Source organism: Mesomycoplasma lagogenitalium (genome assembly GCF_029854295.1).
In the GTDB taxonomy this organism is placed as follows: domain Bacteria; phylum Bacillota_I; class Bacilli_A; order Mycoplasmatales; family Metamycoplasmataceae; genus Mesomycoplasma_A; species Mesomycoplasma_A lagogenitalium.
This window is the reverse complement of the sequence record NZ_CP122979.1, coordinates 804,754-825,653: the sequence shown is the minus strand read 5'-3', so window position 1 is coordinate 825,653 and position 20,900 is coordinate 804,754. Positions and strand designations below refer to the sequence as shown.

The 20,900-nt window shown below is 22.0% G+C and carries 25 protein-coding genes; 3 read left to right on the top strand and 22 right to left on the bottom strand.

What is annotated here, in order from left to right; genetic code table 4:
* Window positions 1-25: 25 nt before the first annotated feature.
* The 22 genes from QEG99_RS03570 to QEG99_RS03465 all read right to left on the bottom strand — a co-directional run bounded on the left by QEG99_RS03570 (window position 26) and on the right by QEG99_RS03465 (window position 14,921).
* On the bottom strand, window positions 26-697 hold the full coding sequence (locus tag QEG99_RS03570) for a ribonuclease HIII (RefSeq protein WP_280101819.1): 672 nt from the start codon (window positions 695-697) through the stop codon (window positions 26-28).
* A gap of 20 nt (window positions 698-717) precedes the next feature.
* Entirely contained in the window at window positions 718-960 is a 243-nt protein-coding gene (locus QEG99_RS03565) for a hypothetical protein (RefSeq protein WP_280101818.1), read from the bottom strand.
* A gap of 22 nt (window positions 961-982) precedes the next feature.
* Window positions 983-2,008: a hypothetical protein gene (locus tag QEG99_RS03560; protein WP_280101817.1), complete on the bottom strand. Its 1,026-nt coding sequence runs from the start codon at window positions 2,006-2,008 to the stop codon at window positions 983-985.
* A gap of 59 nt (window positions 2,009-2,067) precedes the next feature.
* Window positions 2,068-2,862, bottom strand: coding sequence for a hypothetical protein (locus QEG99_RS03555; RefSeq protein WP_280101816.1), 795 nt, complete (start codon window positions 2,860-2,862; stop codon window positions 2,068-2,070).
* Window positions 2,863-2,929: 67 nt separating this feature from the next.
* Window positions 2,930-3,823, bottom strand: coding sequence for a hypothetical protein (locus QEG99_RS03550; RefSeq protein ID WP_280101815.1), 894 nt, complete (start codon window positions 3,821-3,823; stop codon window positions 2,930-2,932).
* A gap of 51 nt (window positions 3,824-3,874) precedes the next feature.
* On the bottom strand, window positions 3,875-5,308 hold the full coding sequence (locus QEG99_RS03545; protein ID WP_280101814.1) for a hypothetical protein: 1,434 nt from the start codon (window positions 5,306-5,308) through the stop codon (window positions 3,875-3,877).
* Between the two features lie 35 nt (window positions 5,309-5,343).
* A complete protein-coding gene (locus QEG99_RS03540; RefSeq protein ID WP_280101813.1) occupies window positions 5,344-5,904 on the bottom strand; it encodes a sugar-phosphate nucleotidyltransferase in 561 nt (186 codons plus the stop codon).
* Between the two features lie 48 nt (window positions 5,905-5,952).
* Window positions 5,953-6,654: a hypothetical protein gene (locus QEG99_RS03535; protein ID WP_280101812.1), complete on the bottom strand. Its 702-nt coding sequence runs from the start codon at window positions 6,652-6,654 to the stop codon at window positions 5,953-5,955.
* Window positions 6,655-6,812: 158 nt separating this feature from the next.
* Window positions 6,813-7,040 (bottom strand): hypothetical protein, encoded by a 228-nt coding sequence (locus QEG99_RS03530; RefSeq protein WP_280101811.1) that lies wholly within the window; start codon window positions 7,038-7,040, stop codon window positions 6,813-6,815.
* Window position 7,041: 1 nt separating this feature from the next.
* Window positions 7,042-7,233, bottom strand: a complete 192-nt coding sequence (locus QEG99_RS03525; RefSeq protein WP_280101810.1) for a hypothetical protein — start codon at window positions 7,231-7,233, stop codon at window positions 7,042-7,044.
* Entirely contained in the window at window positions 7,223-7,465 is a 243-nt protein-coding gene (locus tag QEG99_RS03520) for a hypothetical protein (protein WP_280101809.1), read from the bottom strand. Before QEG99_RS03520 ends, QEG99_RS03525 begins: the two co-directional genes overlap by 11 nt.
* A 1-nt stretch (window position 7,466) precedes the next feature.
* A complete protein-coding gene (locus tag QEG99_RS03515) occupies window positions 7,467-7,892 on the bottom strand; it encodes a hypothetical protein (protein ID WP_280101808.1) in 426 nt (141 codons plus the stop codon).
* Between the two features lie 9 nt (window positions 7,893-7,901).
* A complete protein-coding gene (locus QEG99_RS03510) occupies window positions 7,902-8,459 on the bottom strand; it encodes a hypothetical protein (RefSeq protein ID WP_280101807.1) in 558 nt (185 codons plus the stop codon).
* A 93-nt stretch (window positions 8,460-8,552) separates the two neighbouring features.
* On the bottom strand, window positions 8,553-8,930 hold the full coding sequence (locus tag QEG99_RS03505; RefSeq protein ID WP_280101806.1) for a hypothetical protein: 378 nt from the start codon (window positions 8,928-8,930) through the stop codon (window positions 8,553-8,555).
* Window positions 8,923-9,240, bottom strand: a complete 318-nt coding sequence (locus QEG99_RS03500; protein ID WP_280101805.1) for a hypothetical protein — start codon at window positions 9,238-9,240, stop codon at window positions 8,923-8,925. The genes QEG99_RS03505 and QEG99_RS03500 overlap by 8 nt, the downstream gene beginning before the upstream one ends.
* 10 nt (window positions 9,241-9,250) lie before the next feature.
* On the bottom strand, window positions 9,251-11,881 hold the full coding sequence (locus QEG99_RS03495) for an Mbov_0397 family ICE element conjugal transfer ATPase (protein WP_280101804.1): 2,631 nt from the start codon (window positions 11,879-11,881) through the stop codon (window positions 9,251-9,253).
* A 14-nt stretch (window positions 11,882-11,895) separates the two neighbouring features.
* On the bottom strand, window positions 11,896-13,116 hold the full coding sequence (locus QEG99_RS03490) for an Mbov_0396 family ICE element transmembrane protein (RefSeq protein WP_280101803.1): 1,221 nt from the start codon (window positions 13,114-13,116) through the stop codon (window positions 11,896-11,898).
* Between the two features lie 12 nt (window positions 13,117-13,128).
* The gene (locus QEG99_RS03485) at window positions 13,129-13,464 is read right to left on the bottom strand and encodes a DUF1980 domain-containing protein (RefSeq protein ID WP_280101802.1); all 336 of its coding nucleotides are present in this window, start codon (window positions 13,462-13,464) and stop codon (window positions 13,129-13,131) included.
* Entirely contained in the window at window positions 13,454-13,636 is a 183-nt protein-coding gene (locus QEG99_RS03480; protein WP_280101801.1) for a hypothetical protein, read from the bottom strand. The genes QEG99_RS03485 and QEG99_RS03480 overlap by 11 nt, the downstream gene beginning before the upstream one ends.
* A complete protein-coding gene (locus QEG99_RS03475; protein ID WP_280101800.1) occupies window positions 13,636-13,884 on the bottom strand; it encodes a hypothetical protein in 249 nt (82 codons plus the stop codon). Before QEG99_RS03475 ends, QEG99_RS03480 begins: the two co-directional genes overlap by 1 nt.
* Before the next feature lie 2 nt (window positions 13,885-13,886).
* A complete protein-coding gene (locus tag QEG99_RS03470; protein WP_280101799.1) occupies window positions 13,887-14,150 on the bottom strand; it encodes an HU family DNA-binding protein in 264 nt (87 codons plus the stop codon).
* Window positions 14,151-14,165: 15 nt separating this feature from the next.
* Window positions 14,166-14,921 (bottom strand): hypothetical protein, encoded by a 756-nt coding sequence (locus tag QEG99_RS03465; protein WP_280101798.1) that lies wholly within the window; start codon window positions 14,919-14,921, stop codon window positions 14,166-14,168.
* A gap of 173 nt (window positions 14,922-15,094) precedes the next feature.
* Between QEG99_RS03465 and gyrB the strand changes: the two genes are divergently transcribed.
* From gyrB to QEG99_RS03450, 3 genes are all read left to right on the top strand, one after another.
* Window positions 15,095-17,020, top strand: coding sequence for a DNA topoisomerase (ATP-hydrolyzing) subunit B (gyrB, locus tag QEG99_RS03460; protein WP_280101797.1), 1,926 nt, complete (start codon window positions 15,095-15,097; stop codon window positions 17,018-17,020).
* A gap of 80 nt (window positions 17,021-17,100) precedes the next feature.
* Window positions 17,101-18,666 carry an ABC transporter ATP-binding protein gene (locus QEG99_RS03455; protein WP_280101796.1) on the top strand — a complete coding sequence of 522 codons (1,566 nt, stop codon included), beginning with the start codon at window positions 17,101-17,103 and terminating at the stop codon, window positions 18,664-18,666.
* Window positions 18,657-20,285 (top strand): ABC transporter ATP-binding protein, encoded by a 1,629-nt coding sequence (locus QEG99_RS03450; protein WP_280101795.1) that lies wholly within the window; start codon window positions 18,657-18,659, stop codon window positions 20,283-20,285. Before QEG99_RS03455 ends, QEG99_RS03450 begins: the two co-directional genes overlap by 10 nt.
* Window positions 20,286-20,900: the final 615 nt, after the last annotated feature.

The following is a 20,900-nucleotide window of genomic DNA, read 5'->3' as shown; positions in this document are numbered from 1 at the left end:
CTTAATTTGTTTTATTGTTGATATTTTAATTTTCAAGTTCATTTGTTGTTTTAAAATGTAATTTAGCAATTTTATCTAATTTATTAAAACCGTAGATTTTTAAAAACTTTTGGGCAGCCACTTTAACATTAGAACTTGCACCTAAAGGGAAATTAAATTTTCACAGTTGCTCTTGTTCTTTCATTTTTTCTAGTAAAAAATCTCTTGCTAAAATGGAAGCACAAGCAACTTCTAAATACTTATCTTCGCTATGAATTTCTAATGTTAAAGGTGAATTAATTTTTTTAACTTTATATAAATTATTTGATGCTAATTTTTCCATATAAAGTAAAATTGTTTTTTCGGTGGAAAATTGGTCAATTACTATTTCATCAACTAGTAAATTTTCTTCCATATAATTAATATTTTGCAAATGAATTAACATTTTTAATTCATTAGCATTTAATTTTTTATTTAATTTATTATATTCTTGTTGTGATAAATAACTGATTTTATAAATACAATATTCTTTTAATTTTTGGGCAAGGTTTTTAATTGTATAATCAGAAAGTTTTTTTGAATCTTTGATATTTAATTCTTTAATTATAGGTAAATTTGATTTAGGAATATAAACGGCACAAGCGACAATTGGTGTTAAATAATCGCCAGTGCCCACTTCATCACAACCAACCCTTTTAACAGTGTGTTGTTTATTCATTTTGCTCCTTTTATTTGTATTTAAAATTTTTTAATATCTTCTTTAATTCTTTCGGGAAAAGAAAGTTGCTCGGTTTTTATTTTTGTATCTTCTTTAAAAGTAAAATCATTAGGCTCACGAAGAAGTTCTTTTATATATTCTGATAGTTGATAATCACCTAATTTATCAAATTCTTTAGCAATTAAATATGCTTCATTTTTAAAATTTAAATCATCTTTTTCAGAATAGTATTTTATTAAATTAATTATGTTGCCTTTTTTCATTTTGTTCCTTTTTTGTGTGTTTTTAGAACTTAAGTAAGTTTTCATCTTCATTTAATTCATCTTCCGATTCTTCAATTATTTGCTTTAATTTTTGTATATGCTCTTGTAAAAGGTTGTTTGAATTTTCTTCTATGTAGTTATATAAAATTAATTTCGTTTCTATTACATTTCACATTAAATAATATTCATCTTCTTCAGTGATTCTGTCTATAAGGGAAATATATTGAACATCATCGTTTTTATCAATTAATTTATATAAAGTTTTAGTTAAAAACTTTTTAGCATTATAGTTTAAATTTGAACTAGTAAATCCAATACCATAATCATTATAATCTGTATGTTTATGAATATAATTGGCACCTTCAAGTTTATGTTGATAAAGAATTTCTTTAATTTCTTCAACTGTTCAATAAGACAATTTATTGTCATTATAAAATCGTCATTTATCAAAATCTAATACTTTATCATAAAGATTGTTTTCAATCATATAATGCTTAATTTTTTCCACTAGTCAATTTTTTTGTTTTTTAATAAAACTTTTATCTTCGTCTTCTAGTTTTGCAAGAGTTATAAATTCTTTTATTTTGTCAATATATTTTTGCTTTAATAAACTTTGTTTTCAAGTTAAAAATAGTGTTAAATGCTCTGAAAAAGATGAAATTTCTCATTTATCTCAAGATTGTTTTAATTTCATACTGTTAAGTAATTTTTTATAACAATCATTTTTATAACTTCAATTTTTTATTGAATAATTACTAATGTTTTTAACAAAATCAATTCCCGATAACTTTTTAGTTATTTGATAAAAATTAACAAAGATTTTTTCTTTATTTAAAAAAACAGTTTTTGATTTTTTATAATTAAAATAAGATGTAAGATTTTCAATGCGGGCTTTATAATACTTTACACTTTTAATGGGACTATTATCATAAAAATCTCAATAGACAGTTTTTAAATCTTTTTTATCTTCAAGATAATTAAAAAATTGATAATAAACTGCTGATTTAATATTATTTTTAACTGTTTGTTGTTGTAAAATATCTTCCATATTTATCTTCCTTACTGCTGTTTTTAATCTAATATTTGCTTTAATAAGTTATTTTTTTGTTAATGTTCCAACTGTTTATTGTTCATATTAATAATTTCCTCTAATAGTTTAATTTTTTCCTTTCAATGTTTTAATTGACTATCATTCATATTGATTATTTGCTCTCAAGTTGGCAAGTTAGTTTTATCATTTTGTTCTAAAATTAATTCTAGTAATAAATATTTTTTTAATAAACTTGGCAATGGAATATTTTTTGTATTAAAAGCAAGAATTTGCTTTCTAATTGGTAAATTAGTTTTATTTTCTTGTTGTAAAACTAGATTTAATAAATTTAATTTCCATTGTCAATAAAATAATTGATTATTATTCATATTAAAAATCTGCTCTCAAGTTGGTAAATTAGTTTCATCTTCTTGTTCTAAAATTGATTTTAGTAATTTGGCCTTTGTAACTCAAGATTTTAATTGTTTTTTACTTAAATTAAAAATCTGCTTTTTAGTTGGTAAATTCTTTTTATTATTTTGGTCTAATAAAAAATTTAATAGATAAAATTTATTTACTCAATTCAACAATTGATTTTCGTTCATATTAAAAATCTGCTCTCTAGTAGGTAAATTACTTTTATCTTTTTGCTCTAAAATTAATTTTAATAGTTCAACTTTTCATTCTTCATCTATATTAAAAATTTGCTCTCAAGTTAGCGAGTTAGTTTTGTCTTTTTGCTTTAAAATTATTTTTAGTAAATCAATTTTAAATTTTCAATGATTTAATTGATTATCATTCATATTGATAATTTGCTCTCTGGTTGGCAAATTACTTTGCTTTGGCTTTAAATCTTCAATTTTTTTAACCATAATGTAATATTCCTTTATATGTTTAAATAAAATAGTTTTTTATTTTAAAAATCAATAATTATGTTTTTTAAGAACTTAACATTTGCTTTAATAATTCAATTTTTAAATTTAAATTATTTAATTGATTATCATTCATATCAAAAATCTGTTTTCAAGTTGGTAAATTGCTTTTATCTTCTTGATTAATGACAAATTCTAATAATTCGGTTTTAATATACAAACAAAATAATTGATTACTATCCATATCAAAAATCTGCTCTCTAGTAGGCAAATTGCTTTTGTCTTTTTGTTTTAAAACAAATTTTAATAACTCAATTTTGTTATTTCAACTACTTATTTGATTATTATTCATATTTAAAATTTGCTTTTTATTAGGTAAATCGGTTTTGTCTTTTTGCTTTGAAATTAGTTTTATTAAATCTAACTTTTTTTGCCAATCATACAATTTATCAATATTCATATCAAAAATCTGTTCTCAAGTTGGTAAATTGCTTTTATCTTTTTGTTTAATGGTAAATTTTAATAAGTTAGTTTTTTTATATAAATAAGATAATTGAATATTATTCATATTAAGAATTTGCTTTTTAGTAGGCAAATTAGTTTTGTCTTTTTGTTTTGAAATTAATTTTAAGATTTCTATTTTGTCATTTAAATTCAATATTTTAGTATAATCCATATCAAAAATCTGCTCTCAAGTTGGTAAATCAGTTTTATCATCTAACTCTACAATCAATTTTAATAAATCAAGTTTTAGAAAAAAGCAGTTTAATTGATTTTCACTCATATTAAAAATCTGCTTTTTAGTAGGTAAATAAAAATTATTTTTATACTTTAAAACAAATTCTCATATTCGTTTTTTGATTATTAATTTATTTATTTCTCTTTCGTCCATATCAAAAATCTGTTTTCAAGTTAATGAACTAATTTGTTTATTTTCTAAATTATTAAATTCTTTTATCATAATGCAATATTCCTTTATATTTTTAAATATTTTTTATCTTCACTACTGATTTTAAGAACTTAACATTTGCTTTAATAATTCAATTTTTAAATTTAAATTATTTAATTGATTATCGTTCATATCAAGAATTTGTTTTGTAGTTGGTAAATCAGTTTTATTATTTTGATTTAAAACAAATTTTAATAACTGAATTTTTCTATTTCAATTATTTATTTGACTATCATCCATATTTAAAATTTGCTTTTTAGTAGGCAAATCAGTTTTATCATTTTGCTTTGAAATTAATTTCAATAAATCTAATTTTTCTAGCAAGTTATGCAATTTATCAATATCCATATCAAAAATCTGTTTTCAAGTTGGTAAATCAGTTTTATCATCTAACTTTACAATCAAGTTTAATAAATCAAGTTTTATGTTAAAATCCTCTAATTGGTTGTCATTTATATTAAGAATTTGCTTTCTAGTTGGTAAATTAGTTTTATCTTTTTGATTTCAAACAAATTCTAGTAATTCAATTTTGTCGCTTCAATTATTTATTTGATATTCATCCATATTTAAAATTTGTTTTTTAGTAGGTAAATCAGTTTTATCTTCTTGTTTTAAAATTGATTTTAGTAATCAATATTTTTCATATAAATTTGATAATTGATTATTTTCCATATCAAAAATCTGCTCTCAAGTTGGTAAATCAGTTTTATCATCTAACTCTGCAATTAATTCTAAAAATTCAAGTTTTGGAAAGAGATTATTTAATTGATTATCATTCATATCAAAAATCTGTTTTCAAGATGGTAAATTGCTTTTATCTTTTTGTTTAATAGTGAATTTTAATAAATTAGTTTTTTTATATAAATAAGATAATTGATTATCATTCATATTAAGAATCTGCTTTTTAGTTGGTAAATTACTTTTGTCTTTTTGCTCTAAAATGAACTTTAATAAATCTAATTTATCTAGTCAATTATGCAGTTTATCAATATTCATATTCAAAATCTGTTTTCAAGTTGGTAAATTGATTTTATCTTTTTGTTTAACGGTAAATTTAAATAATTTAGTTTTTTCATATAAGTGTTTCATTTGACTATCATCCATATTTAAAATTTGCTTTTTAGTAGGTAAATTAGTTTTATCTTTTTGCTCTAAAATGAACTTTAATAAATCTAATTTTTCTCATCATTTATACAATTTATCAAAGTCCATATCAAAAATCTGTTTTCAAGTTGGTAAATCAGTTTTATCATCTAACTCTGCAATTAATTTTAATAAATCAAGTTTTAGTAAAAAATAATTTAATTGTTTATGATTTATGTTAAAAATCTGTTTTTTAGTAGGTAAATCAGTTTTATCATTTTGCTTTAAAACAAATTTTAATAACTTAATTTTTGCACTTCATTTATTTATTTCTCTTTCGTCCATATCAAAAATCTGTTTTCAAGTTAATAAACTAATTTGTTTATTTTCTAAATTCTTAAATTCTTTTACCATAATGTAATATTCCTTTATCTTTTTCAACTTTTTTATTATTTATCACTATTTTTATAATTAACACCATCTCAAATTTGAATTTGCTTATCAAAAATTTTGCTTGTTATTCACATACTGGCAAACGAAGGTCTTTGTAATTTTTTTACATCATAATTTAAATAATCCTTTGTAAAGCACATTCGCCTTTTTAAATGAACATATTCAATATTGCTAAATTTTTGTAATTCATTGCAAAATCGTTCGCTATTTAATGCTTGAATGCCAAAAATTAATGCTCAAGGTTTATTAAATTCCAATAATCTTACTAGTAATTTATTTTTATTTTTAAAGGGCGGATTACTTACAATAATGTCCCATTTTTTAGGTTGGTATTTATAAAAATCTTTTTCATTATTAATGTGAGAATGAACAACTTTATAGCCATTTTTTCTAAATGTTGTTACGAAATTAGAATTTTTTAAATCAAAGGGACATCAAATAATTTTATTTTTATTTATATTGGCATTATCAATAAAAAACTGCACATCTTCTTTTGTTGTATATCATTCATCATCGTTGTTAAAATTGAAAAAATTTCGCTTTTTATCTTTCTCCATTTTTTACTCTTTTTATTTTTTATAGTTTTTAATGGCTACTAATCGCTTTTATTGAAACTTTTCCATTAAATCGGTTAATTGATTTTTTAAATGTAATTTTAAATTTTCACTTTCACTATCATTAATTTTTTCATTTTCAAAAATTTGGTAAATAACATCTATCATTTGAGTTTGTAAATCTTGTTCGATAAATTCATCCATATAAGCATTTAATTGATAAATTTTTTCATCATCTAAATAGTAAATTTCACTATTAGTTGTTTTACCTAATAATCAAGCACTATTAATTCCATATTGTTTTAAATTACTATGAATATATGCTTTTAATTCATCACTATTTAATAGTGCTTCTGTTTCTATATGCTCATCAAAATCACTACCATTTAATTCCATTATTTTTTTATCTAGTTTGACTTCCACAAAGTCATTTTGAGCATCATTAACTTTAAAAAAGTAATTTCCGTGTCTTAAAAAATCAACGGCAGCCAATTTTCTTTGTAGATTTTTAAAAATATAAATATAATGAGAACTTAAACCTTTTTCTTTTAATTCATCATCAATTAAATATTTAAAATCTTTTCCATAAAATAACGAATGTTCGCTATCTAATTCAATGCTATATTTGCAAAGTTTATATCCATTTTTTTCTAAATTTTCAATTATATTTAAAAATTGACTATAAAAATCTCAAATCTTTTTAGGGTCTAGATTTTCTATATAATTTATAATTTTTGTTTTAAAATTTTCCATAATTTTCCTTTATAATTTTTTAATTATTTTTCATAATGCTTTTTTATTTTTTCAATTTAAATTGTTTTCTTTAATATAAAAACTTAAAGTTGTTTTTAGCGATAAATGAACTCAAATAGAAGGGAATTCTTCATCTTTTAAAATAAATTCATCTTTATCTAAATGCTTTGTTTGTTGATAAAAGTTTTGAATTTCAGTAAATTCTTTTTCACAATCAAAAAACGATTTAAAAAATTTAATGTCGGCAAATCAAAGGAATTTTCAAATTCACTTACTGATTTTATTGCCGGTAAATTATCTGTTTTTCAATTACTAAAACTTGGTAAATGGTGATTATCAATGTATGTGATAAAATTTTGAAAAACTTCTTGTTCTTTATCGCTCATTTTAATAACATAAATTTAAATCGCCCATTCCTTTTTCAAAACGATAAGCGAAAATAATTTTTAAAGCAGTTTGAAATAGCATTTCGTAGTTCCCATTTAATGTCATTTTAGATAGTGCTAGTGTAATTTCTTCTTCACTACAATCAAAGTTTGCTAAACTTTCTTTAATGCGAATTAATAATTTATTTTCCATTATTATTAAAGTTTTTAAGTATTGCTTTTGCTTTTCTATATTTTGTTAATTCAAAATTTAAAAAAATAAATGAAACAATAAAAACAATTGTTTGAAAGATAGAAAAAATTAATAGCCCTATTCCATAATCTTTAAAATAATAACTAAAGCCAAAAACCATAAATATGCAAGATAAAAAGCAAATTAATCCGTAGTTTTTGAACTTTTTAAAATGTTTATTAACTGTTTCCATTTTATTTTTTCTTAAACATTTTGATAACAACTTCTAGTGCTTTAATTAATTTATTATCATTAGAAAAACTTATTAGAATATCATTATTAAAATCGTTAATTAAATCAAATTTTTGTAATTGATACACTTTATATTCATCGTGTAAATAAAATAATTGCTCATCATCTTCATTATCAACTAAATTTTTTAAATTCAATCTTACATAATCTGAATTAATACCTTTTTCAACTAAGTCTTTATTGATTTTGAAAATTCATTTATAACATTCTAAAAGATGTTTATTTTGCAAATAATGCTTTAATTTTACTTTCTTATTAAGCAGTTTTAATAGTTTATCTTTTTCCTTGCTATTAGCATTTAAAACTAATTCATTTCAATTTTTAATAATAATTTCCATTTGGTTTTTTGTTAATAAATTATTTTTCATTTCTTCCTTTTAAATATTTTTTTCTATTAGTGCTTTTTCTAAAGTAATTCTAGTTTCATCAAAAACTTTCATTCATCTTAAATAACGATTATTAGCATATTGATTAACCGGTTGATATTGACTTTTATTTAAAGATTGAAGTTCTTGATTTTCATTATTAAAGTGCTTTTTAACTTCTTCTTTAGATTTTTTAGTAAATTTTCAACAGCCATAATATTGACCTAAAGATAAAATTAAGTTAATTTTTTTATTTAAATCAATTAAATTATTTGTATAAATCCTAATATTTTGAAAATATTTTTCTTGTTGTTTTAAAGGCAATTTTGACAATTGCTTAGTTTTAATAATATTTTTGATATTTGATTTTTCAAATCTATTTAACAACCGCTTAATCTTTTTAATTAATTTTTTTATTGAAAGTAAATTTTCAAGAAAATCAGTAGTTTTTTTGCTATTTTCGTTTGAAATTAATTCAAGTAAATTATTAAGTAAAAGTTGTTTGCCTTTTTCTTTACTTTCATTAAAAGCACTTTCTATTTCAATTAATTTATTGTCTTTAATAATCATTTTTTCCTTTCTTATTTTTATATTTTCATCTGTTAGCAACTTTCATTATTAACAGATGAAAAGACAAAAATGTCTTTTTCAAAATTGTTAAAATTAATCTAATGATATTTGATGAAGATTGTTATCATCATCGACTTGTTCGCTTTTATCATTAGTATCAAAAAGTTTATAATTATTGTTTTTGATAATTTGGATACTATTAGCAATAATTACAATATTTTTATATTCTTTATAATTGTTAGCAGTAATTTTTCCATTTATTAAAAGATAATCATCGTTAGAAATTTTTTCAATTGTTTTTACTAATCTGCCTCAAACATTGATTTCAATAATATTTTCAGTTTTATTTTCATCTAGAAGTTGCAAGCAAAAAACGGCATTTTCTACATCTTTATCTTTAAATTTAATCTTTTTATATTTAGGTTTTTCAACCATTTTTCCCGTTATTGTTAATTGATTAATGCTAAACATTAGTTTTCCTTTTGCTGTTAAAAAATAAATCTATAAAATTAATTTTTCATTTTTTAATTCCAAGAATTATTTCTAAAATTAGGGAAATTAATATTAATATCACTGAAATTCATACAATAATAAAAAGTGTTAAATATATTTTGCTTATTTCAAGTGCTATTTCCTTGCTTTCAATTAATATTTGACTATCGGAAGTTGAAGTTGAATTTCATCAAATAAAAAGATAAGTTATAATAAATGCTTGTAAAAGTAGCAAAATTGAAAAACCTATTTTAAAAACAATATTAATAATATTTAATGCTTTTTTCATTTTTTCCTTTCTATTGTGATTGCTGATTCTTTTTAAAGAAAAATTCTTGCTCAAGTTGATTGTAATTAACTTTTATTTGAAATCTTCTTAAAGGTGAGACAATTAATAAACACTCACCTTGTCTAAATAAAGAAATATTGCTTTTTTCGTTTTCTGAAAGACCACCAATACTTGAAAAGAAACTATCAATTTTAGATAATGAATCGGCTTTAATACTAAATAAAACTAGATATTGACAACTTTCTATAATTGAACGACCCATTGAAGCAAGAGCATCAGTTCTTGTTAAATCGTGAACTTGTTGGGTTGTTAAAATACAATTAGAACGGAATTTTCTTCCCTCTTTTGCCATTGAATAGATAAAGTTAAAAATCATCATATTATCGCTTTTTACATACTTGTGAAATTCATCAAATACTAATCAAATAAAATTCTGTTTATCTGATTGTAAAGATATTTTTCCTTGTAAATAACTTACTAATAAATAGAAATACGAATCCAATAAGTTTTTATTTTCAGAATTTATTAAAGAAGAAATATTAAAACAAATTACCTTATTATTTAATTCAAGTGTTGAATGATTATTAAAACTTTTGGCGAATTTTCCATTATTTTCAAAATCTAATTTTAAAGTTCTTAAAACATTGATTTTGGTTTTATTATCAAAAGCGATATTTGATTTTTTCATTCCCTTTTGAATGTGTTTAATTAAATCGGAAACTATAGGATATTTTTCATTTGGTAATTGACTTAAATTTTCATTTGTGTCATAAAAACCTAATGATTTATATAAATCTTTTAAATAATAGATAATCATATCTCTTTCATTAACACCTAATTTATCACCATAAAGCAACTTTAATCAAACTTCCATAAAATTTTCTTGTTGAATTAAAAGTGATTCATTATTAAATTTATATTCTTCTTCTGTTAAGGGTCTTGGATTTCAAAAGTTTCTTATTTGTAAAGGGTTAATAACAATTTCATTATCTGAACCTAAATTAATCATTTGACCATTTAATTTTTCTACAAAATCAGTAAATTCGTTTTGAGTATCAATTAAAATGATTTCATCACCTTTGGCTAAATTAGATAACATTATCTTTTTAGTAAAAGTTGTTTTTCCTTTTCCAGGTTCTCCAAAAATAAACATATTATGGTTTGTTCTATCTGATTTTTTTAATCTTGGATCAAAAAAGATGGGAACATTATTATTTTTATCTATACCTGTAATTGGAAAAGTTCCATCATTAAATTCTTCAATTACAAATGGTCATCCATATGAAATGTTTGACACTGCTTGTTCTTGAAATTCTTTTAATAAATCGTTTTTAATAAATAAACTTGCTGAAAATCCTTCAAATTGACGGTAAATTAAATTATCAATTTTAGAATTAATACTTGATAAATTTCTTTCGTTAATCGTTTTAACTTTTTTAATTGTTTGTAAATTAGTGGCTTTAGTTAAAAATATAATTGTGCTTTCAACAATATTTTCTTGTCCGCTCATAGCAGAGTCAACTATTTCTTTAATCGCCTCTATCTCTTGATTCATTTTTCTAGATTTAGGACGATTTTTTTCTTCAAAAGCATTCATTTCGGCATTAATTTCTGTTCTATTAATATTATTTAAAAATAATTCAATATCAATTGTATTTATATGCCATATAACAACACTAGGAGTATTAAAAATTTTTCAAATTCAATCGTTTTTTAATAATGTTCCATATTCGTGTATAGTTTGTGTTGAATAAAAATTTCCATCAATTTTAAAATAATCTTTTTTAAATTCCACATTATCAAAATTTAAAGTGATTTTATCTTTTTTTAGTTTCTCAAAATCAAATTCTGGATCGTGAATATAAATTTCATTAATTAAATTTGCTAATTGTTTAGTATTTAATTTTTCAGAAACTATTTTACAAACACTTAATTCTCTTGATAAATCATTAATTTCTAATTCTAATTTTTCTTCATCTTGTTCGTAAAGAATTAAATAGTATTCACTTTTCATTTTCTGAGAAAAATCAAAAGTTATTTCATTATTTCATTCATCGTAAAATTTTGATATATTTTCAATTTTTGCTTTATTATCTTTAATTGAAATTAAATTTTTAGTTAAATCTTCTTTAACTGGTAATTTAACTAATGTTGCTTTAGTTTTGATTTTATTGAAAAAATCAGTTAAATTTTTCATCATCGTTAATTGGTCATTTTTTGATTCTGATGTTATATTTTTACCGTAAATTTTCAATGCTCCAAAAACACTTTTTCCATCTTTGTTTATAATGCAATTTTTACCAAAAGATGAATATGGAATAATATTGTTTAAATTACCTTTATTATTTTTGCCTTTAATTCGTTTATATTTTTTAGCAGAAGAGATATATTTAAACATTCTAATAATAATTTGATATCCCTTTGATTGATGCTTTCTGTATTTAACTATTAAAGGTAATAATGCTAAAGTAATTACGACAAATAAAGATATTTTTAATATTCAATTATTATTTTGTATAAAAATTATAGGAAGAGAAGCGATTGATAAAATAATTCCTAAAAATAGAAAATCTACTAATGCTAAACCTTTAAAAATAATAATCTTTTTACTTTGTTTTAATCTTTTAATTTGATATTTCATAGTTTATACTTTCATTATTTAGAAACTTTCTTTGTAGGAATTGTTGAAAATCCACCTTGGTTATTTTTAAAAGCATTTCAATTATTATTTTGTGGAATAGAACTAAAATTTTTGTTTTTTTCAACATTTTCTTTTACTGTTGGAGCAGAACTTGCACTATTAGAATTTGGTGAAGCCATTTTTGCTAATCCGCTTTTAGCCAGAATTGGATTTTTTGCAATCGCCCCACTTGCTAACGATTTTGCTCCCGAAACGACATTGGAAACTGTTGGTGAATTTGCTTCCATTTTTGCTATAAATTCTTTAACTCCATAACAACCCGCTGCAATTGCAACAATTTTAAATATAAAGTTAATTGAATTATTAATAATTGCTGGTAATCCACTTGCTAAATCAACATTGAAATTTATTGAAAATATAATAAATAAAAAGAAAACATTAAAAAAGAATTCTGCAGTTATTAAAGAAACTAATGACGATTTCATTTCTGATTTAAATTTAGAATATTCTTTTTCATTATCGGCCATTATTAAACTAATTAACACAGGCGAAATAACCATATAAATATACATAATAATTATTTTTTTACCTAAATTAATTATCATTCACAATTGAAAAATTGCTAAGATGACTATTATTATTAAAAACATTAAAATCATTTGGAAACCATCTCCTCAAGCAAAGTTATTTCAAGAGTTTCTAATAGTTTCTACATCAAAAAAGTATGATTTTACTAAATTCAATCATTCATTTTCTGCAACATTTTGTGGTTTTAATTTTACAAATAAATTTTGCATTTCAGATAAATTGTTATCTGAAAAAAATATTTGTCTAATCATTTCATTTAATACTTCTAAAAGTAATAATGAAATAAAGTAAATTATTGGCATTAATAATATTAAAGCAAAAGTTTTTAGACCTTGTTTTAATATTTCTTTTGAATTATTTTCTTTAAATGAAACAGCATTTTTAAAAATAATATAACATAAAATAACTAATGAAATAATGATTGCTAAAGACGATAATATTAAAAAAATTCAAGGTAAATTAAAATATTCAAAATTTTCTGATTTACCAAAAAATAATTGTCTAATAAATCCAAAACCGAAAATACTTTTTACAAAGTTTATCGCTTCAAGTAATACATAAGGTAAAGCGACAAATGTCGTTCATAGAATACTAAAAAAGAAAAAGGCAATAGGATTAACTATCTTATCTACTAATCAAGCACCCATTGTGTTTATATCCTAGCCAGTCGGAATTGCTGTTGAAGTATCTCCACCAGGCAATAAGAAACCTATTAAAATTGGTAAAATAATCATCACTATCATTCCTAAACCGATTGCGGAAAAGATGGTATATTTTAGTTTGTCCTTATATTTTTGTGCTTCATTTGGTTTTATACCCATCATAAAAATAAAAACAATTGATATAATCAGTAAAACTAAAGTGGCAATTATTAAAATTGGAGTAAAATAGATATTTATTTGTTTAAATATTCGTTCTGTTGTGCTATTAATTTTCGCTACATTGTTGGTTGTATCGGAATTACTAAACAAACTTAAAATTTTATTATCTATCATCTTTTTTTCTCACTTCTAAATTTTCCACTTCTTCTACTGCTTCAGATTTTGCTTTTTCTTTTTTCTTTTTAAAGATGTATTTTTGTAATTTTCAAGCACCAAAACCAATTAAAACAGCAGTAATAATAACGGCTAATACTATTAGTGAATAAATTCCATATATTTCAAGCATTATTTATCCTCTTTCTTTGATTTTTTTGTAACTTTCTTTGTTTTTGGCTCTTCTTTTTTATCTTCTATTTTTTCTTTTTTATCTTTTTGCTTTTTTTCTTCTGTTTCTTTTTCATTAGATTGAAAACTTTCTTTTATTTCTAGTCATTTTTTAGGGAAAAATAATCTAATAGTAATAATTGCAATAAGTAAAGCGATAATCGCAAAAATTACAATATGAATTAATATTTGTATTAATTGCTCACTCATATTTAACTTTCAAAAATTTCTGAATTAATTTGTTTTTTTAATTTTTTATTTACAGAAAATTTAAGTTTTTTATAGTTTTCATATTCATCAAAAGTAGAGGTTGTGAAATTATAAAACTTGTATTTTTCAAGGTTTTTTATTTTAAAAGTTCCTAGATGTTTTAATTTAACATCTTCTCCTTTTTTGATTTTTTCAACAATTTCTAATAAAAAATCTTCAATTATCCTTTCTTTATCTTTTTTAGATATTTGATTCATTCTGTTCATTTTTCTCCTTTTTTACTAATATACTGAATTAAATGAGTTTTTTAAATTGTTTTCAATGATTAAATTCATACTGTGTTTTGTATAAAAATGCTGTTTAATTTTAGAAAATTTATATAAAACATTTATGGACATTATTTTTAGTTTATTAGTAAAATTATTTAATAATTTAATAAAAGAATCTGAATTGAACTTTCTTTTAATGTATGTAAAATGAAGTTTTGTTTTACTAAAAACAGAATAGAAAAAATTGAATTTTAATTCAGTTTCTTTTGTTTGGTAGAGACAATTTTCTCTACAAAATCGCTGATTATTAGTTATTTTCAACTTATAATGAATAAAATCATTATGTTTTGTTTTTATTTTCTCTTTTACTTTTTTAGTTTTCTTTTCAATTATAAATTTGGAAAAAGAAACTAAAATTAACTCTTTAGGAGTGATTTTTCCAATATTTTCAAGTTGTTTCATATCATTAATTAAAATAAATGGGCTTTTTGATTTAGTTTTTTCAATTAATGAAATTCGTCCATTTTCAAATTTAATAATTTCTTTATCAATTAAATTTTTTAGTGAAAAATAAAAACTTGATTTAGAAATATTTACAATATTTTTTAGTTCAACTGAATTTATTGTTTTTGTTTTAGAAATTTTTAAAAGTTTTAAAATAACTAATATCAAAAGCGAACTTTTTTGATTTTTTAGCAGATTAAGAGTATCAAAACTTATTTTAATTTTGATTTTATTTTCATTTTTAAAATTTGTTAATCACTTCATATTTCTCCTTAAAATAAAAAAGTTGCTTTTTTAGCAACCGATTTATTGTGATACTCTTAAATTTCGCGAATTTATTTACATTAACAAAATATATTTTTGCTTTAAAAATGGCCAAAAAATAGTATAATTTAAAATATATTTTATATAAGAAAATATAATAGAAAGGTGTGATTATGAGCAATGAATATGGTGCAAGTAGCATTCAATCGTTAGAAGGTTTAGAAGCAGTAAGAAAACGTCCTGGAATGTATGTTGGTGGCACCGGAATTTTAGCGTTACATCATTTAATATGAGAAATTGTTGATAATTCAGTAGATGAATCTTTAGCTGGTTTTGCTAATGAAATTTCTATCACAATTACTAAAGACGGCTATGCAAAAATAAGTGATAATGGTAGAGGTATTCCTACAGACATTCATCCAAAACACGGAGTGTCTGCGGCTGAAGTTGTTTTAACTATTTTACATGCTGGTGGAAAATTTGATAGCAATGCTTATAAAGTTTCCGGAGGATTGCATGGTGTTGGGGCATCTGTTGTAAATGCTTTGAGTTCAAATTTAAAGGTTTGAATAAAAAGAGAAGGAAAAATTCACTTTCAGGAATTTATTGATGGTGGTAAAAAGGTTGACGATTTAAAAGTTATTGGAGAGTGTCCAATTGATGAAACAGGAACAACAATAATGTTTAAACCTGATTTTACAATCATGGAACAGCATGAATTTAAAATCGATACTATTATTGACAGAATTAAACAAACTGCATATTTAACAAAAGGATTGAAATTTTTAATTTTCGATGAAAGGTCGAATATTAAAAAAGAATTTTGTTTTGAAGGCGGAATTATTGATTATATTTCAGAACTAACAAAAGGTTATGAAAAAATTACAGAAAAATCAATTTATGCTGAAGGTATTTTTAATTTAGGCGAGGAAAAATCTACTGATATAAGTGTTGAAGTTGCATTACAATATGTTCAAGAAGATCGAGAAGAAATTTTAACTTATGCAAATAATATTTACAACAAAGAAGGCGGAACTCACGAAACTGGTTTATTTGATTCTTTATCAAGAATTTTAAATAATTATGCAATGGATAATAAATTTATTAAATCTGACACTGATAAATTTTCTAGAGACGATTTAAAAGAAGGAATGTTTGTCGTTATTTCAATCAAACATAGCGATCCTATGTTTGAAGGACAGACAAAAGGAAAATTAATTAATAAAGATGTAAGACCAGCTGTTAATAAAGTATTTTCAGAAGTGTTTGAAAGATTTTTAAATGAAAATCCTGGTGAAGCTAGAAAAATTATTGAAAGAAACCTACTAGCGCAAAAAGCAAGAAGGGCTGCTGCTTCTGCTAGAGAAGCAACAAAAAGAAAAGGGCCATTTGAAATTGGTTCACTACCAGGTAAATTAGCTGATTGCTCAACTAAAAATGCTGAAATAGCTGAATTATATATCGTCGAAGGTAATTCAGCTGGCGGAAGTGCTAAAATGGGAAGAGATCGTCATTATCAAGCGATTTTACCTTTAAGAGGAAAAGTAATTAATTCGCAAAAGACAAGTGATGAAAAATTATTTAAAAATGAAGAAATTTTATCTTTAATAACCGCTTTTGGAACTGGTGTTGGTTCTGAGTTTAATATAAACAAATTAAGATATCATAAAATCGTTATTATGACTGATGCTGATGTTGATGGCGCTCATATTAGAACATTATTATTAACATTTTTCTACAGATATTTTAGACCTTTAATTGAATATGGATTTATTTATATTGCTCAACCACCTTTATATAAAATTTCTTACGGGAAAAAAGACGAATATGCATATAACGACCAACAAAAAGAAGAAATTTTATCTAGAATTGGTGATGTAAAAGTAACAATTCAAAGATACAAAGGACTTGGAGAAATGGATCCTAGTCAATTATGAGAAACAACTATGGATCCTGTTGCTAGAAAAATGCTTCAAGTGCAAATTGAAGATGCAATGATTGCTTCACAAGTCTTTGAGCAATTAATGGGCGAGGAAGTTGCTCCAAGACGTGAGTTTATCGAAGAAAATGCAAAATTTGTAAAAAATATTGACTTATAATTACAAATAAAGATAAAATAATTAATGATGTAAAAAGATTTTCTTTTTGCATTTTTTATTAAATAATTTAAAGGAATTTTATGAAAATACTAAAAAATTTTAAATTTTTGTTATTTGCAACAATAATAACTTCAATTATTAGTTATTTATTACCTACTATTTCAGTTTACTATTTGGGTAATTTTATTAACGAAATATCAGCAAAAGATAATAGTAAGTTTAATTTTTATACAATTTTATTAATTACATTAGTTTTAAATACGGCTTTCTTTACAATTGTTAGCGGTTTTTTAAAAAGCAAATTAGAATTAAAATTTAATTTAAAATTAAATGAAAATATTTCTAATGCCATAGCAAATAGCAAAGCCATCGATGTGGAGAAAAACAAATCAGGAACATATTTATATTGAATTGAAGTTAGAGCAAAACAAATTAGTTCAACAATATTTCAATCGGCATTTAATTCGCTTTTATCAATTTCTTTAATGATTTGTTCAATTTTTATAATATTTTTTACTAGTTGAAAATTAGCATTAATTGGTTTATTAATAGTAGTAATTACATTTATTTTTCCAACATTTTTAAGTTTTATAGCCGCTAAAATCAACAGTAAATTTGGTTCAAATCAGGAAAAATATCATGCTCTATTAAAAAATAATTTTGACGGCTTTATTATGCTTTATTATTTAAATAAACCTGATAAATTTGTTCAAAAATCAGACAAAATTATTAAAAAATGAATTGCCGATTTTAATAAAAACAAAAATAAAGCCTTGCTAATTGAGGTTATTAATTCAGGATTTTTTACTTTTGCAAATCTTTTATTTTTCTTTTTAATTGGTTATTTTATTTATTTTAATAATTTACAAATAGGAACTGTTTTTATTTTGCCTTCAATATTTTTAAATATTGTTTTAGCAATTAAAAATACTATTAAATTTTTACAAGATTATAATTCCTTTAAAAAATACATTAAAATTTTTAGTGAATATAATAAAATTGAAAATAACAAGCAAGAAATTTTAATTAGTAAAATTGAATTTATAAATGTTAGTTATGTAAAAGAGGAAAAAACATTAATTAAAAATTTCTCTTTTAGTTTCCAAAGTGGGAAAAAATATGCATTAATTGATGAAACCGGTAATTTAAAAACACTTTTAATTAATTTGATTTTAAAAGAAGAGCAGGAATATCAAGGGACAATTTTAATAAATGATATGGATTTAAAAGAAATAGATGATTATTTATTAAAAAATAGTATATCTTTTTTAAATTCCAAAAGTTTTATATTTAAAACAAGTATTTATAATAATGTTGCATTGTGAGATGAAAATGAGCAAAATAAAGTAAAAAATGCTTTAGCTAAATCAACTTTAATTGATTTTGATATTGAAAAAACAATTGAAAAAGATGATGAATTATCAACAGGCGAAAAACAAAGAATTAATTTTGCAAGACAATTTTATCGTGATAAAAAAGTGTGAATCTTAAATGAGGCATATGGAAATATTGATCCAGAAAATGCAGAAATAATTAAAAATGAATTGTTTAATGATCATAATTTATTATTAATTAATGGAGTACAAAATTTAAATGATGAAAACAGTTATGATGAAATTATTAATTTGGAGGAACAATGCATTTAGTATTTAAGCACAATAAATTTAGAAATTTAATGTTAATTGTTTTTTCAATTTTAATTGCTGTTTTACCAGCTATCATAACATCGATAGAAGCATTTGCAATTGATGCTTTATTAGGAAAAATTAAAATTAATGAATTAAATAATTTTTCAATGTTTTTAATTTTTATAGTTTTTATAGCTTTTTTGGAAATAGTTATTCTAATATCTAACTATTTTTGAAATAGTTTATACAATAAAAATAATATTTATTTTTCAAAATCTGTAGCAAGAGATTTTATAAATCAATATAAAAATGTTAGTGCTGGTGAAATTAAAAAATATTCTAGCGCAGATGCCTATAATCATGTAATTCATAATTCAGATAATTATTATTTTAATCGTTTCATTTCTTTAGTTAATATTATAACATCGGTTATTTTTATAATAATTTTAATAATTATTTTTTCAATAAATAGTTGAATAACATTGATAATTTTTATAATCGTATCAATTATTATTTCAATTCCTAATATTGTCAGTTTTAAAAATACACAATCAGGAATTGAAAGTGGTCAAAAAGCATTTAATGATTTAATTGATAAAACAAATGAATTATTAGAAGGCTATTCTCAATTTTATTTTAATAATAAAACCCACTTAGTTGAAAATTTTTTAGCAAAATACATTTACGAATTTTATTTCGGATCTTACCAGGGTTCTAAAATGGAAGTAAAAAATAAATTCTTTTCCAAAAATTTTATTGAGATTTTAGAATATACAGGAGTAATAGTTTTATTATTTATTTATAGTCAAAATTATTTCAATGTTTCAATTGGTTCTGTTTATATTTTTAGAAAAGCATTGTCCACTAATGCTACAACTAATTTATTTAACTTATTTACTAATATTAGAACCTACTATGCATCTAAAAATTTAGAGACAATGTTTGATTTAAAAATTGAGCAAGATAAAAAAACAATTAAAACTATTGATTTAAGCGAAATTAATTTAAAAAATTTAACTTATAAAGTGGAAGATAAAATAATTTTAAATAATTTTAATTACAGCTTTAAAAAAGGTAAAAAATATTTAATTATTGGCGAATCAGGTTCCGGTAAATCAACAATTTTACAATTAATATTAGGTAATATTGATAATTATGAAGGAAAAATTGAATTTACAAATGTCGATATTAAAAACATTAAAGATAGCGCAATTAAAGAACATATATCTTATTTAGATTCAAGCGGTTTTGTTTATGATGATAATATTTATAATAATTTAAGTTTAGGTAAAGCAAAATTAGAAAAAGCAAATAAAATTTTAAAATTTCTTAATTTAGATCCAGAACTGGAAGAAGAAATAAAAGATAAAAATTTTGATTCATTTAATAATTTATCTATTAGTCAAAAACAACGACTAGCATTTGCAAGATTATTATATTTTGATAAAGATTATTTATTACTTGATGAATCTTTTTCAAATGTAAATAAAGAACAGTTTGAAGAATTACTTGAAAAGATAATTAAAACAGATAAAACAATTATTTATATTTCGCATCAATTAGAAGATAAAGATAAAAAGCATTTTGATTTTATTATTGATTTTGATCAAATTAATAAAAAAATGCAAATTAATTAATGTCAATAAAAAAATTCAAGATGAATAATAATTTACAAAGAATTATAAAGAAAATTGCTGAAATTTGCATTCAGTATCATACAATAACAGTTCACTAAAAAAAGAAATATTAAGAGGTAGTGGTCGAGTGGAGGAATTTTCACAAGAATTTTAACGCTTATACCAGTTAATAATCCAAATTGAAATATAAAGCGCAACACTTAGTAAATCAATGAAAAAATATTTTGGTTTAAAATTAAAAATAAGGGGTTGCATTTTTTTATTTAATTAAATATTTGAAAAATAAAAAAAATCCTCCCCAAAAAATAGGGAGAAAAATGTACAAATATATTATAAAGGAAGAACGACATTTAATAAACTATTTATTTTATTTTAATAAAAAAATATAAGTCAATAGCTCAAAATTTTAAAAAATAAATCAACTATATCTAGAGAGTTGAAAAGAAATTTTGATGAATTTAGTTTTTATGATGCACATAAAAAGCGTCAAAAAGCAAAAGAAGATCTTATCATAAATATGCCGGTCCATTTTATAAATATGATAAAAATTTTTATGGAATTGAAGCCACTTATCAATTTGTTAAAAAAATATCTAAATATAAAAATTACATCTTC